Consider the following 13,710-nt stretch of genomic DNA (forward strand, 5'->3'; position numbering starts at 1 on the left):
CTTCCCAAATGGTCTTGCTCAGCGCGGATGTCCATGCTAACGGGATCCCGACGCGTCTCATTCCACGACCAAGGTCAACCAGAAGATTCGTAGTTTCCTACGGGTAGGCCTACTGCTCGGCGAGCGCGCGGAGCCTGCTGAGCGCCCGGTGCTGGGCGACGCGCACGGCTCCGGGGGACATCCCGAGCATCTGACCGGTCTCCTCCGCGGTCAGCCCGACGGCCACCCGCAGTACGAGGAGTTCGCGCTGGTTCTCCGGAAGGTTCGCCAGCAGCTTCTTGGCCCAGGCGGCGTCGCTGCTGAGCAGCGCGCGCTCCTCCGGGCCCAGCGAGTCGTCCGGCCGCTCGGGCATCTCGTCCGACGGCACGGCCGTGCTGCCCGGGTGCCTCATGGCGGCCCGCTGCAGGTCGGCGACCTTGTGCGCGGCGATGGCGAAGACGAATGCCTCGAAGGGCCGACCGGTGTCCCGGTAGCGCGGCAGCGCCATCAGGACGGCGACGCAGACCTCCTGCGCCAGGTCCTCCACGAAGTGGCGAGCGTCACCCGGGAGCCGGGACAGTCGGGTGCGGCAGTAGCGGATCGCGAGGGGGTGCACGAAGGCGAGCAGGTCGTGCGTGGCCTGCTCGTCGCCCTCCACCGCCCTGCGGACGAGCGCGCTGACGCCCCCGGCACTGCCGCCTCCGGCGGCGCCGGTGGGGCCTGTGGCCGCAGGGGACCCCAGGGCCTCGTCGTCGCGCATCCGTCCATGGTGCCTTGGCGCCGGAGCATCCGCGGCACCGTGGCCCTTGTTGTGCGTCGAAGCGTTATGAGCGGGTGCGCCGGAACTCTGCATCTGCGCCCTCCCCTCCCGCTCGGCCGAATAGTCCCCGAGAGACTCCACACCCTCAAGGATGCGGCATCGCGCACGAAGCGAGACGTCCCCCGGATTGTGCCCCGCCAACCCCCGGGTGCGCACCGGGTACGGCGGGACAGGGCTACCGCGACGAGAAGAGGCGCCGGGAGGCGCCGGGAGGCGGCAAGAGCGGCGCGCCGCCCCGTCCACCGGCGGCGGACGGGACCGCTCTCGACGATCCGCGGTGTGCGGCGGACCGGGCGGGGCCCGGCCGCGGCCGGGTCAGCGGACGAGACCCCAGCGGAAGCCGAGCGCCACGGCGTGCGCGCGGTCCGAGGCGCCGAGCTTCTTGAAGAGCCGGCGGGCGTGCGTCTTGACGGTGTCCTCCGAGAGGAAGAGCTCGCGCCCGATCTCCGCGTTGGACCGGCCGTGACTCATGCCTTCCAGCACCTGGATCTCGCGCGCGGTGAGGGTGGGCGCGGCGCCCATCTCGGCGGAGCGGAGCCGGCGCGGGGCCAGTCGCCAGGTCGGGTCGGCGAGGGCCTGGGTGACCGTGGCCCGCAGCTCGGCGCGCGAGGCGTCCTTGTGCAGGTAGCCGCGGGCGCCGGCGGCGACCGCGAGGGCCACGCCGTCCAGGTCCTCGGCGACCGTCAGCATGATGATGCGGGCGCCGGGGTCGGCCGAGAGGAGACGGCGGACCGTCTCCACACCGCCGAGCCCGGGCATCCGTACATCCATCAGAATCAGGTCGGAGCGGTCGGCGCCCCAGCGGCGGAGGACTTCCTCGCCGTTGGCAGCCGTCGTCACACGCTCGACGCCGGGCACGGTGGCAACCGCGCGACGGAGCGCCTCTCGGGCAAGCGGGGAGTCGTCGCAGACGAGGACGGATGTCATGACCGCCCTCCGCAGCTGCTGATGCGCGTCACCTTGAGCCTCCAGGCTGGTACGTATCGTCACCTGTGCGGTCGATGCTCCCGGACACCTGTCCGAGAACTTGTGGGTTCAACCGCCTTCGCACTCTCAACGATGGTCACTCGAAAGAGTTACGGGTCGGACGGACACCTTCGGCACTCTACGTGAGGAAGCGATCACGGCGGTGGAGGCGCAACCGGCCTGTCCTCCATCTGGAGCTATGCCCTATTTGGCGGCTTTCCTTCCGTTTGGCACGTGTCTGAGGCTAGATTCCCAATGAGTCATATTTACATCTACTCCGACAGTAGGTGTGGAGACCCTTGGAGACATGGACCGTATCCGCCTCAGTACCGGCACCAAGAGGACTACCAATGGCAGATTTCTCCCGCCTCCCCGGACCGAACGCCGACCTCTGGGACTGGCAGCTGCTAGCCGCCTGCCGCGGGGTCGACAGCTCCCTCTTCTTCCACCCGGAAGGCGAGCGGGGCGCGGCCAGGAGCGCGCGCGAGGCCTCGGCTAAAGAGGTCTGCATGCGATGCCCGGTTCGTTCGGAATGCGCCGCGCACGCACTCGCCGTCCGTGAGCCCTACGGGGTGTGGGGCGGCCTCACGGAGGACGAGCGCGAGGAACTGATGGGCCGCGCCCGGCATCGCCTGATCCCCGCGTCGAGTGCGATCGGACCGATCGCGCCGCACTGAGAGCCGACGAAACGACGGAAGGAACGTTTCCTCCGCACCACCGGCACGCCCGGGCGTGTCGTCGCCCGGTCCCGGTTTCACGCGTTCGGCCGTACGCGCCCCGGCACGTTACGGCCGGCGCGGCCGGGGCCTGCGGTCAGCGCGTCCGGCCGGGACCTTCGGTCAGCGTGTCCGGCCGGGGGCGCGCGGTCAGCGCGTGGCCGCCCGCTCCAGCTCGGCCAGGGTCGCGGCCACGGCCGGCACCCGGGCCAGGTCGGGCAGCGTCAGCGCCACGACCTCCCGCTCGACGGCCGGCTCCACGACGACCGTACTGACGCCCTTGGCCCGTACGGACTCCACCGCGAGCTCCGGCAGCACCGCGACGCCCAGCCCCGCGCCGACCAGGCCGACCACCGCCGGGTAGTCGTCGGTGGCGAAGTCGATGCGCGGGGTGAAGCCCGCCTCCTCGCACACCTCCACCAGATGGCGGCGGCAGCGCGGGCAGCCCGCGATCCAGGGCTCGTCGGCCAGCTCCGCCATGCCCACGCGCTCCGCCCCGGCCAGCGCGTGCCCCTCGGGGACCAGCCCCACGAGCCGGTCGGTCAGCAGCGGCCGCACCACGAGGTCGTCCCACTCGGCGGCGGACCCGGCGGCCCCGCCGTAGCGGAAGGCCAGCGCCAGGTCGCAGTCGCCCTCGCGCAGCATCTCCACCGACCGCGGCGGCTCTGCCTCGACCAGGGAGATACGGGTGCCCGGGTGCTCGGCGCGCATCGCCGCGAGTGCGGTCGGCACCAGCGTGGAGCTGCCGCTGGGGAAGGACACGAGCCGCACCCGGCCCGCGCGCAGCCCGGCGATGGCCGCGACCTCCTCCTCCGCGGCGGTCAGCCCGGCCAGGATCCCGGCGGCGTGCCGGACCAGGGCCTCGCCCGCCTGGGTCAGCCGCATCTCGCGGCCGGTGCGGATGAGCAGCGGGGTGCCGGCCGACTGCTCCAGCGCCTTCATCTGCTGGGAGACGGCGGGCTGGGTACAGCCGAGTTCGCGCGCGGCGGCGGAGAAGGATCCGGTCCCGGCGACGGCGCGCAGTACCCGGAGATGACGTGCCTCGATCACCCTGTGAGCATAAGGCCCGCTTTGACGCTCGCGCGAATACCTCCGTGACGCTTTGGGGCCGCGCGGTTAGCCTGTGCTCATGGGTCCCATGCATCTGATCTCCGTCAACCTCGGCGCCGCCACCCCTTCCGAGCACACCGACGCGGACAGCGGGGTGACGGGCATCGGCAAGCGCCCCGTCCCCGGCCCGGTCCGCGTCTTCGCCCCCGGCGCCAAGGCCACCGGCCTCGGCAGCGGCCTTGAGGGCGACGCCGTCTGCAACCGGCGCCACCACGGCGGCGACCACCAGGCCGTCTACGCGTACGCCCGCGAGGACCTGGACCTGTGGGAGCGCGAGCTGGGCCGCGAACTGCCCGGCGGGCTCTTCGGCGAGAACTTCACGACCTCCGGCGTCGATCTGAACACCGCGCGGCTCGGCGACCGCTGGCGGGTGGGCACGGACCTCGTCCTCGAAGTGGCCTCGGCCCGCATCCCGTGCCGCACCTTCCAGGGGGTGCTGGGCGAGGCGGGCTGGGTCAGGCGGTTCACCCGGGAGGCCCGGCCGGGCGCGTACCTGCGGGTGATCCAGGAGGGTTCGGTCTCCCCCGGCGACCCGATCGAGATCATCCACCGGCCGGACCACGACGTGACGGTGCAGCTGTGGTTCCGCGCCTTCACCACCGAACGGGCCCTGCTGCCGCGCACCCTCGCCGCGGGTGCGGCGATGGAGCCGGAGGCGCACGAGACCGTGCGCCAGTACGTGGAGAAGTACGGGGCCGGGGCCGGGGCGCGATAACGCTGTCATCCGGGGCGGCTAGGTTGCGCCTATGACGACTGCGTTGATTACGGGATCCACGGCGGGCATCGGCGCCGCCTTCGCCCGGCGGCTGGCCGCCCAGGGGCACAACCTCGTGCTGGTGGCGCGCGACACCAAGCGGCTCGGCGAGCAGGCCACCGAGCTGCACGACCTGCACGGCATCGAGGCCGAGGTGCTGGCCGCCGACCTCTCCACGGAGGAGGGCATCGCGGCGGTGGAGAAGCGCCTCGGCGACCGTACGCACCCGGTCGACCTGCTGGTCAACAACGCGGGCTTCGGCAACAAGGGCCGCTACCTAGAGGTCTCCATGGCCGACGAGCTGACCATGCTGAAGGTCCACGTCGAGGCGGTGCTGCGGCTGACCTCGGCGGCCTCGGAGTCGATGCGCTCGCGCGGCCGCGGCGGCGTGATCAACGTGGCCTCGGTGGCCGCCTTCGTACCCCGCGGTACGTACGGGGCCAGCAAGGCCTGGGTCGTGCAGTTCACCCAGGGCGCGGCGCGGGACATGGCCGGGTCCGGGGTCCGGCTGATGGCGCTGTGCCCCGGATTCGTGCGGACGGAGTTCCACCAGCGCGCCGGCATGGGCACGGACAACATCCCCGGCTGGATGTGGCTGGACGCCGACAAGCTGGTGGCGGCGGCGCTGGCCGACCTGGCGCGGGGCAAGACGGTGTCGATCCCGGACCCGCGGTACAAGGCGCTGATGGGCGTGGTGAAGCTGACGCCGCGCGGGCTGCTGGGCGGGATGTCCTCGCGCACGGGCCGCAAGTACGGGCCCCAGTAGCGCTCGTGACCCGTCGGTAAGCCTCCGCCGAAGCCCCGCCGAAACCGCCAAACGGGCTAACTCTCCCTAAACTGGACATGTCCCATCTCAGGCGGGAGGCGACGCGATGACATTCGTACAGGTGATCGATTACGAGACCACGCGGTTCGATGAGATGAACGCGCTCATCGACCGCTGGGCGGAACAGAGCAGCGGCAGGCGCACCGCCACGCACACGATGATCGGCCAGGACCGCGAGGCCCGGAACCACTACGTGGACATGGTGGAATTCGCCTCGTACGAGGAGGCGATGAAGAACTCTCAGCTCCCCGAGACGGACCGGATGTTCCAGGAGATGGTGGCCCTCTGCGAGGGAATGCCGACGTTCATGAACCTCGACGTGGTCCGCGACGAACACCTCAACAAGCAGCTCTGCAACCGGGTGTTCCAGGAAGCCGCCATGGCCGGCGACATGAGCGTCCTCGACGAGTGCTTCGCGGTGAACTACATCGACCACGACGCCAGCAAGGAGGAGCCCACCGTCATCGGGCGCGAGAACATGCGCTCCGACATGGAGATGTGGCGTGGCGCCTTCGACATGACCTTCGAGCCGACCGCCCAGGTGGCCGAGGGCGACATGGTCACGACGGTGTGGAACTGGCGCGGCACCCACAAGGGAGAGTTCATGGGGGTCGCACCGACCGGGAAGACGTACGAGATGTCCGGGACCACGACCTTCCGGTGCCAGGACGGAGAGATCACCGAGGGCTGGTGGCACTACAACCCCGGAGCCCTGCAGCGCCAGATGGGCGGAACCGGATCGCCCTACGCGACCTGAGCCCCCATACGGGGAAGGCCCCGCTCCGCGGCTGCGGAACGGGGCCTTCGACGTGGAGCGGGGTCAGTGGCTGTGGCCGTGACCGTGGCCGTGACCGGCGTCGCCCTCGTCCTCAGCCGGCTTCTCGACGACCAGGGTCTCGGTCGTGAGCAGCAGGGAGGCGATGGAGGCGGCGTTCTCCAGCGCGGAACGGGTGACCTTCACCGGGTCGATGACGCCGGCCTTGACCAGGTCGCCGTACTCGCCGGTGGCGGCGTTGAAGCCCTGGCCCTTGTCGAGCTCGGAGACCTTCGAGGTGATGACGTAGCCCTCGAGGCCCGCGTTCTCGGCGATCCAGCGCAGCGGCTCGACGGCGGCGCGGCGCACGACCGCGACACCGGTGGCCTCGTCGCCCGAGAGGCCGAGGTTGCCCTCGAGGACCTTGACGGCGTGGACGAGCGCGGAGCCACCGCCGGAGACGATGCCCTCCTCGACCGCGGCGCGGGTCGCGGAGATGGCGTCCTCGAGACGGTGCTTCTTCTCCTTGAGCTCCACCTCGGTGGCGGCGCCGACCTTGATGACGCAGACGCCGCCGGCGAGCTTCGCCAGGCGCTCCTGCAGCTTCTCGCGGTCCCAGTCCGAGTCCGTGGACTCGATCTCGGCCTTGATCTGGTTGACGCGACCGAGGACTTCCTCGTGGCTGCCGCCACCGTCGACGATGGTCGTGTCGTCCTTGGAGATCGTGACGCGGCGGGCGGAGCCCAGTACGTCCAGACCGGCCTGGTCGAGCTTGAGGCCGACCTCCTCGGCGATGACGGTGGCACCGGTGAGGGTGGCCATGTCCTGCAGCATCGCCTTGCGGCGGTCACCGAAGCCCGGGGCCTTGACGGCCACCGCGTTGAAGGTGCCGCGGATCTTGTTGACGACGAGGGTGGAGAGCGCCTCGCCCTCGACGTCCTCGGCGATGATCAGCAGCGGCTTGGAGCCACCCGCCTGGATGACCTTCTCCAGCAGCGGCAGGAGGTCCTGGATGGAGGAGATCTTGCCCTGGTTGATCAGGATGTACGGGTCGTCGAGGACGGCCTCCATACGCTCCTGGTCGGAGACCATGTACGGGGAGAGGTAGCCCTTGTCGAAGGCCATGCCCTCGGTGAACTCCAGCTCCAGGCCGAAGGTGTTGGACTCCTCGACGGTGATGACACCGTCCTTGCCGACCTTGTCCATCGCCTCGGCGATGAGCTCGCCGACCTGCGAGTCCTGCGCGGAGAGCGCGGCCACGGCGGCGATGTCGGACTTGTCCTCGATCGGGCGGGCGGTCGCGAGGAGCTCCTCGGAGACGGCCTTGACCGCGGCGTCGATGCCCTTCTTCAGGGCGGCCGGGGACGCGCCCGCGGCGACGTTGCGCAGACCCTCGCGGACCAGCGCCTGGGCCAGCACGGTGGCGGTGGTGGTGCCGTCACCCGCGATGTCGTTGGTCTTGGTCGCCACCTCCTTCACGAGCTGCGCGCCCAGGTTCTCGTACGGGTCGTCCAGCTCGACCTCGCGGGCGATGGTGACACCGTCGTTGGTGATGGTGGGGGCGCCGAACTTCTTGTCGATGACGACGTTGCGGCCCTTGGGGCCGATCGTCACCTTGACCGTGTCGGCAAGCTTGTTGACGCCGCGCTCGAGGGCGCGACGGGCGTCCTCGTCGAACTTCAGGATCTTCGCCATGGGAGCGGTTCAGCCCTCTCGAAAACTCGGTTTAACGGGCTGCGCCCCTCGCCGCCCGGCAATCAGCGGGGTGACCAGGGGCGCAGCTCAAAGCAGTACTGATGAAGAGAATTACTTCTCGACGATCGCGAGCACGTCGCGGGCCGAGAGGACGAGGTACTCCTCGCCGCTGTACTTCACTTCGGTGCCGCCGTACTTGCTGTAGAGCACGATGTCGCCGACGGTGACGTCCAGCGGGAGACGCTGGCCGTCCTCGAAGCGACCCGGGCCGACCGCGAGGACGACGCCCTCCTGGGGCTTCTCCTTCGCGGTGTCCGGGATGACCAGGCCGGAGGCCGTGGTCTGCTCGGCGTCGAGCGGCTGGACCACAATGCGGTCCTCAAGCGGCTTGATGGCAACCTTGGAGCTGGCGGTCGTCACGATCCGACCTCCCCCTTCGGAGATCCGGGGTTAACTGTCTGAGGTGGCGACCAGGTCGATCCGTCGTCGCGGGTGCCGGACCTGCCTGTCGCTGTGTTGGCACTCACCGGGGGCGAGTGCCAGGTGCGAGACTATTCCGGCGATTAGCACTCGGTCAAGCGGAGTGCCAATTCCCGCGGGCCGGGCGTTGCGCGGGTGCCCTGCGGGCTTGCTCGGCGGACCGGCCGGCCCGGCGACCCGGCGCCCTCCAGCCGGGTGCCCTGCGGGCTTGCTCGGTGGAATCCGGTATCCCGGCGTAGGCGCGGTGCCCCGTCCGGGGTACCCGTCCCCTGCGGGGTGCTCGACGGTGTACGGCTCGTGCCGGTCGGGGTGCTTGCCGGTGCCCTGCGGGCTTGCTCGGCGGTGTACGGCCCGGGCCCGTCGGGGTGCTTGCCGGTGCCCTGCGGGCTTGCTCGGCGGTGTACGGCCGGGCCCGTCGGGGTGCTTGCGGTGTGCCGGTGTGGGGTGGTGCCCCGCAGGAGGATCTCCTCGGCTCGGCGCGTGCGGGCACCTCGCGGCTGTGCCCGGTGGTCGCGCCTCGTCCTGCGGGGACCCTCCTACGTGCCCCCACCCCACCGCCCGCCCCGTTGGGGTCTCCGGCCCGCCTGCGGCTTCGCGGTGAAGGGGAGGGGGGACGGGGTGGGGTGTCCCCGCAGGACGAGCGCGCGACCACCGGGTACGGCCGAGACCGCTCGAACGCGCCGAGCCGAGGAGACACCCCACCCCGGCCCCCCGCACCGACCAGACCGACCCCGGCCACGCCAAAGCAACCCGGACCCCGCCGAGCCGGCCCGCAGGGCAACCCGCGCGGGGTCCGGGGCGGAGCCCCGGCAGCCGCCCGCAGGGCACCGGCAAGCACCCCGACCCGCCGGAGCACCGCACGCAGCCGAGCAAACCCGCAGGGCGATATGTGACGCTTGGGCCGTGCGCATCCTCGTGGTCGAAGACGAAGAAGGCCTCGCCGAGTCCCTGCGGCGCGGCCTGTCCGCCGACGGGCACCTCGTCGACGTCGCGCACGACGGCCACCGCGGCCTGGACCTCGCCCTCGCCGGCGGCCCGTACGACGTCGTCCTGCTGGACCTGATGCTCCCGGGGCCCGGCGGCCACGCGATCTGCACCCGCATGCGGGCCCACGGCGACACCACGCCCGTCCTGATGCTCACCGCCAAGGACGGCGAGCACGACGAGGCCGAGGGGCTGGACGCCGGCGCCGACGACTACCTCACCAAGCCGTTCTCCTTCGTGGTCCTGGCCGCCCGGATCCGGGCGCTGGCCCGCCGCGCCGGAGCTTCCGGCCGCGGCACCCTCCAGGCCGGCGACCTCGTCCTGGACCCGCGGGGCCGCCGCTGCCGCCGCGGTGACCGGGACATCGAGCTGACCGCCCGGGAACTCGCCGTCCTCGCCTGCCTGATGGAGCAGCCCGGCCGGGCCGTCGCCAAGCAGGACATCCTGGACGAGGTCTGGGACACCCCGCAGCACATCGACCCGAACATCGTCGAGGTGTACGTCTCCTCGCTGCGCAAGAAGATCGACGCCCCCTTCGGCCGCCGCTCGATCCTCACCGTTCACGGCACCGGCTACCGGATGGCCCCCGACGGTGGTTAGGCCCGGAATCCGGGCGCGCACCGCCGCGGCCGCCGCCCTCGCCATGGCCGCGGTGCTGGCCGGCGGCGGCCTGTGGCTGCACGCCCTGCTGCGGGCCAACCTGCTCGACAACACCACCGGCCGCACCGAGCTCGCCGCCCTCAGGGCCGCCGCCCAGCTCGACGGCCGGACCCCGCCGCCCGGCGGGCGGCTGCCCGCGCCCGAGAACGGCGTGGACCTGGTCCTCGTACGGGACGCGGCCGGCCGGACGGTCGCCGCGACCGGTGGCGACACCGGGCACGGCCCCGACCTGGACGGCGCGCCGCGCCCCGACCCCGGCGAGGACTCCCGCTCCGCCGTACTCCCGCCCGAGCGCCCCGGCGGCCACCGGCGCGCGGTGGTCGCCGTCGCGGCGCCCGGAGGGCAGACGGTGTACGCGATGACCGTGCTCGGCGACGTCGACGACGCGACCCGGGCCGTCGCCGTAGGACTGCTCGCCGGCGCGCCCCCGCTGATCGCCTTCGCCGCGGCCCTGGCCTGGTGGGTGACCGGCCGTGCGCTGCGCCCGGTGAGCGCCATCCGGACCGAACTGGCGGCGGTGACCGCCAGCGAGCTGGACCGGCGGGTCCCCGACCCGGGCGGGGCGGACGAGATCGCGCGCCTGGCCCGGACCGTCAACGCCACCCTGGACCGGCTGGAGCGCTCCGACGCCCGGCAGCGGCAGTTCACCGCGGACGCCTCGCACGAGCTGCGCAATCCGCTGGCCGCCGTACGGTCCCGGCTGGAGGTGGCGCTGACGGCGGACCGCCCCGACCGCGAGTCGGTCGTGGCCGCGCTGGCCGAAACCGAGCGGCTCCAGCGGATCGCCGCGGACCTGCTGTTGCTGGCCCGCCTGGACGGCGGGCCGCCGCCCCGGACCGAGCCGGTGGACCTGGCGCTGCTGGCCGCGGAGGACGTGGCACGCCGGGGCGGCGCCCGGGTCGCGCTGCGGCTGGACGCGCGGGCACCCGTACCGGCGGCCGGGGACCCGGCGCGGCTGGAGCGGGCACTGGCCAACCTGGTGGACAACGCCCTGCGGCACGCCCGCTCGGAGGTCGCGGTCCGGGCGTCCGCGGAGGACGGCTGGGCGGTGCTGGAGGTCACGGACGACGGCCCGGGCATCCCGGACGCGGACCGCGACCGGGTCTTCGAGCGGTTCGTACGGCTGGACGCGGACCGGAGCCGGGCCGCCGGCGGCACCGGGCTCGGTCTGGCCATCGCCCGGGAGATCGCGCGGGCGCACGGGGGCGACGTACGCGCGCTGCCGGCGCCGGCCGGGGGCGCGCGGCTGGTGCTGCGGATCCGCTAGCGGGCGTGGGCGTACGGGCCCGGCGCGGCGCGGCGTGCCCTGAACGCCCCTTCAGGAACCTCAGGATTCCTTCAGCGGGTCTGCCCCAGCATCGACTGGCATGAGCGCGCACCGGAGGAAGACGACGCCGACCCGACGCCGACCCCCGTCCCGCCGGCGGCGGCTGGTCCGCACCCTGCTGGTCACGGGCTGCGCGCTGGCGGTCATGGCGGGCGGGGGCGCCTGGTACCTCTACCGGGACCTCGCCGCCGGCATCGGCAGCTCGAAGGCCCTCGAAGGGGCCGAGAAGTCGAAGTTCGGCGACACCAACATCCTGCTCATCGGGCTGGACAGCCGCCGGGACCAGAACGGCGAGGAACTGCCGCAGGAGGTCCTCGACCAGTTGCACGCCGGCAGTTCGGACATCGGCGGCTACAACGCGAACACCCTGATCCTGCTGCACGTACCGGGTGACGGCGGCCGGACGCAGGCCTTCTCGGTGCCGCGCGACGACTTCGTCGACATACCCGGCCACGGCAAGGACAAGATCAAGAAGGCGTACGGGCTGGCGAAGGCCCGGAAGGAGGGGCAGCTCGCCGCGCAAGGGGTGAAGGACGCCCGGCAGCTGGAGCGGGAGGGCCGAGAGGCGGGGCGGGCCGCCCAGATCGCGACGGTGCGCGCCTTCCTGGGGGTGCCGGTGGATCACTTCGCCGAGCTGAACCTGGCCGGTTTCCTCCACCTCGCGGACGCGCTGGGCGGCGTACCGGTGTGCTTGAACAAGGCGGTGAAGGACCGGTACTCGGGCGCCGACTTCCCGGCGGGACCGCAGACGCTGGACGGCCGGCAGTCGCTCGCCTTCGTACGCCAGCGGCACGGCCTGGACGGCGGCGACCTGGACCGGACGAAGCGGCAGCAGGCCTTCCTCGCGGGCGCGACGAAGAAGCTGAACTCGGCCGGGACCTTCACCGACCCGGCGAAGCTGATCAAGCTGATCGATGTCGCGAAACAGGACGTGGTGACCGACCAGGGGTGGGACCTGCTGTCGTTCGTGAAGCAGGCGAAGAGCCTGTCCGGCGGCAGGGTGCGGTTCACGACGCTCCCCGTCGAGGGCTTCGGACGGAACCTTGGGGAGGACATCAACGTCGTAGATGATATGAAGATAAAGCGCCTCATTGCCGAGCAGATCGGACCCAAAGCTTCCGCCGGCCCCGGCGAACCGGGCGCCTCCGCCGATCCGGGCCCCCCTCCGTCCTCGGCGCCCTCCGCACCCTCCCCGTCCGCCCCCAAGGACGTCGGCGGCATCCCGTGCGTGGACTGAGGCCGCTGACGACGGCGGGCGCCCGCCGTCGCACCGAGGCACTGCTCCTCGTCTTCGTCATCGCCATCGCCGTCTTCGGGCACGCCGCCGCGGGCCTCGCGATGAACGGCGAGCTCCCGCCCAACCTCGCCTACTTCACCATCAGCATGACGCTGCTGTCGCTGGTGGGGCACCTGGGCGTGCGCCGCTTCGCGGCCTACGCGGACCCCCTGGTCTTCCCGCTCGCGATGCTGCTGACCGGGCTGGGGCTCGTACTGATCCACCGGCTCGACCAGGGCTACATCGAGCGGTGGAACTCGGACGCCAACGCCCCGGGCCAGCTGTTGTGGACGGTGGTCGGTGTCGCCGCCTGCATCGCGGTGCTGGCCATGCTGCGCGACCACCGGCTGCTCCAGCGGTTCATCTACATCACGATGGCGATCGCGCTGGTGCTGCTGATCGCGCCGGCGTTCTTCGGCGCGGACACCTACGGCGCCAAGCGGTGGATCATCCTCTTCGGCTTCTCGGTCCAGCCGGGCGAGTTCGTGAAGATCATGATCGCGATCTTCTTCGCCGGCTACCTGGTCATCCACCGCGACTCGCTGGCCCTGTCGGGCCGCAGGTTCCTCGGCATGCGCCTGCCTCCGATGCGCCAGCTCGGACCCATCGTCACGGTGTGGATCCTCTCGATGCTGGTGCTGGTCTTCGAGCGCGACCTGGGCACGTCACTGATCTTCTTCGGCGTCTTCGTGGTGATGCTGTACGTCGCCACCGAGCGCACCAGCTGGATCGTGTGCGGGCTGCTCATGGCCTCGGCGGGCGCCTTCGTCGTCGGCTCCACGGAGCCGCACGTCAAGGCGCGCGTGGCGGCCTGGCTGAACCCGCTCTCCGTCTACTGGGAAACCCCTCCCCCGGGCGTCGCTTCGGACCAGTCGGCGCAGGCGCTGTTCAGCTTCGGCACGGGCGGCATCTCGGGGACCGGCCTCGGCATGGGACACCCCGAGCTGATCAAGTTCGCCGGCCGCAGCGACTTCATCCTCACGACGGTGGGCGAGGAACTCGGCCTGGCCGGGGTCATGGCCGTACTGATCCTCTACGCGCTCCTCGTGCAGCGCGGGCTGCGGATGGCGCTCGGCGCCCGCGACCCCTTCGGCAAGCTGCTGGCGGTGGGCCTGGCCTCGGCGCTGGCCCTCCAGGTCTTCGTGGTCGCCGGAGGCGTCACGGGCCTGATCCCCCTCACGGGCAAGGCGCTGCCCTTCCTGGCCAAGGGCGGTTCGTCCCTCCTGGCCAACTGGATCATGATCGCCCTCCTCCTCCGCATCAGCGACAGCGCGGAACGCCAACGCGAGGCGGACGCCCGGGGCCCGGCGGAAACGACGATCACCCCGGTGGTGCGGGTGTAGGGGGCGGGGCGGGATGGGGG

13 protein-coding genes are annotated in these 13,710 nt (G+C 71.9%); 8 read left to right on the forward strand and 5 right to left on the reverse strand.

Annotated elements, in window-relative coordinates:
- Positions 1-109: 109 nt before the first annotated feature.
- Both IG86_RS0109700 and IG86_RS0109705 read right to left on the reverse strand, forming a co-directional pair.
- On the reverse strand, positions 110-739 hold the full coding sequence (locus IG86_RS0109700) for a sigma-70 family RNA polymerase sigma factor (RefSeq protein WP_030659530.1): 630 nt from the start codon (positions 737-739) through the stop codon (positions 110-112).
- Positions 740-1,114: 375 nt separating this feature from the next.
- On the reverse strand, positions 1,115-1,726 hold the full coding sequence (locus IG86_RS0109705) for a response regulator transcription factor (RefSeq protein WP_003948568.1): 612 nt from the start codon (positions 1,724-1,726) through the stop codon (positions 1,115-1,117).
- Between the two features lie 389 nt (positions 1,727-2,115).
- Here IG86_RS0109705 and IG86_RS0109715 point away from each other — a divergent pair, with 389 nt between their 5' ends.
- On the forward strand, positions 2,116-2,442 hold the full coding sequence (locus tag IG86_RS0109715; RefSeq protein ID WP_030027725.1) for a WhiB family transcriptional regulator: 327 nt from the start codon (positions 2,116-2,118) through the stop codon (positions 2,440-2,442).
- A gap of 189 nt (positions 2,443-2,631) precedes the next feature.
- On the opposite strand, the gene IG86_RS0109720 is transcribed toward IG86_RS0109715, so the two are convergent.
- The gene (locus IG86_RS0109720; protein ID WP_030822588.1) at positions 2,632-3,531 is read right to left on the reverse strand and encodes a LysR family transcriptional regulator; all 900 of its coding nucleotides are present in this window, start codon (positions 3,529-3,531) and stop codon (positions 2,632-2,634) included.
- Positions 3,532-3,619: 88 nt separating this feature from the next.
- Here IG86_RS0109720 and IG86_RS0109725 point away from each other — a divergent pair, with 88 nt between their 5' ends.
- The 3 genes from IG86_RS0109725 to IG86_RS0109735 all read left to right on the forward strand — a co-directional run bounded on the left by IG86_RS0109725 (position 3,620) and on the right by IG86_RS0109735 (position 5,928).
- On the forward strand, positions 3,620-4,306 hold the full coding sequence (locus tag IG86_RS0109725) for an MOSC domain-containing protein (RefSeq protein WP_030896291.1): 687 nt from the start codon (positions 3,620-3,622) through the stop codon (positions 4,304-4,306).
- A 31-nt stretch (positions 4,307-4,337) separates the two neighbouring features.
- On the forward strand, positions 4,338-5,111 hold the full coding sequence (locus IG86_RS0109730) for an SDR family NAD(P)-dependent oxidoreductase (RefSeq protein ID WP_030822582.1): 774 nt from the start codon (positions 4,338-4,340) through the stop codon (positions 5,109-5,111).
- Positions 5,112-5,217: 106 nt separating this feature from the next.
- A complete protein-coding gene (locus tag IG86_RS0109735) occupies positions 5,218-5,928 on the forward strand; it encodes an ester cyclase (protein WP_030822579.1) in 711 nt (236 codons plus the stop codon).
- Positions 5,929-5,991: 63 nt separating this feature from the next.
- On the opposite strand, the gene groL is transcribed toward IG86_RS0109735, so the two are convergent.
- Positions 5,992-7,620: a chaperonin GroEL gene (gene groL / locus IG86_RS0109740; protein ID WP_030822576.1), complete on the reverse strand. Its 1,629-nt coding sequence runs from the start codon at positions 7,618-7,620 to the stop codon at positions 5,992-5,994.
- A gap of 111 nt (positions 7,621-7,731) precedes the next feature.
- Entirely contained in the window at positions 7,732-8,040 is a 309-nt protein-coding gene (groES, locus tag IG86_RS0109745; RefSeq protein ID WP_030011064.1) for a co-chaperone GroES, read from the reverse strand.
- 963 nt (positions 8,041-9,003) lie between these two features.
- Here groES and IG86_RS0109750 point away from each other — a divergent pair.
- The 4 genes from IG86_RS0109750 to IG86_RS0109765 all read left to right on the forward strand — a co-directional run bounded on the left by IG86_RS0109750 (position 9,004) and on the right by IG86_RS0109765 (position 13,690).
- Positions 9,004-9,684, forward strand: a complete 681-nt coding sequence (locus IG86_RS0109750) for a response regulator transcription factor (protein ID WP_030822573.1) — start codon at positions 9,004-9,006, stop codon at positions 9,682-9,684.
- Positions 9,677-11,011: a sensor histidine kinase gene (locus tag IG86_RS0109755; protein ID WP_051785067.1), complete on the forward strand. Its 1,335-nt coding sequence runs from the start codon at positions 9,677-9,679 to the stop codon at positions 11,009-11,011. Before IG86_RS0109750 ends, IG86_RS0109755 begins: the two co-directional genes overlap by 8 nt.
- Before the next feature lie 100 nt (positions 11,012-11,111).
- Entirely contained in the window at positions 11,112-12,308 is a 1,197-nt protein-coding gene (locus tag IG86_RS0109760; RefSeq protein WP_030896295.1) for an LCP family protein, read from the forward strand.
- Complete coding sequence (locus IG86_RS0109765) at positions 12,296-13,690, forward strand: FtsW/RodA/SpoVE family cell cycle protein (protein WP_030896299.1); 1,395 nt, start codon at positions 12,296-12,298, stop codon at positions 13,688-13,690. The genes IG86_RS0109760 and IG86_RS0109765 overlap by 13 nt, the downstream gene beginning before the upstream one ends.
- The last annotated feature ends 20 nt before the right edge of the window (positions 13,691-13,710 follow it).

The organism is Streptomyces virginiae (genome assembly GCF_000720455.1).
Classification (GTDB): Bacteria; Actinomycetota; Actinomycetes; order Streptomycetales; family Streptomycetaceae; genus Streptomyces; species Streptomyces virginiae.

What these genes read in the sequence shown, in the direction of transcription:
- IG86_RS0109700 (WP_030659530.1), bottom strand. Translation starts at nt 739, where the DNA reads ATGCGCGACGACGAGGCCCTGGGGTCCCCTGCGGCCACAGGCCCCACC.
- IG86_RS0109705 (WP_003948568.1), bottom strand. Translation starts at nt 1,726, where the DNA reads ATGACATCCGTCCTCGTCTGCGACGACTCCCCGCTTGCCCGAGAGGCG.
- IG86_RS0109715 (WP_030027725.1), top strand. Translation starts at nt 2,116, where the DNA reads ATGGCAGATTTCTCCCGCCTCCCCGGACCGAACGCCGACCTCTGGGAC.
- IG86_RS0109725 (WP_030896291.1), top strand. Translation starts at nt 3,620, where the DNA reads ATGCATCTGATCTCCGTCAACCTCGGCGCCGCCACCCCTTCCGAGCAC.
- IG86_RS0109730 (WP_030822582.1), top strand. Translation starts at nt 4,338, where the DNA reads ATGACGACTGCGTTGATTACGGGATCCACGGCGGGCATCGGCGCCGCC.
- IG86_RS0109735 (WP_030822579.1), top strand. Translation starts at nt 5,218, where the DNA reads ATGACATTCGTACAGGTGATCGATTACGAGACCACGCGGTTCGATGAG.
- groL (WP_030822576.1), bottom strand. Translation starts at nt 7,620, where the DNA reads ATGGCGAAGATCCTGAAGTTCGACGAGGACGCCCGTCGCGCCCTCGAG.
- IG86_RS0109760 (WP_030896295.1), top strand. Translation starts at nt 11,112, where the DNA reads ATGAGCGCGCACCGGAGGAAGACGACGCCGACCCGACGCCGACCCCCG.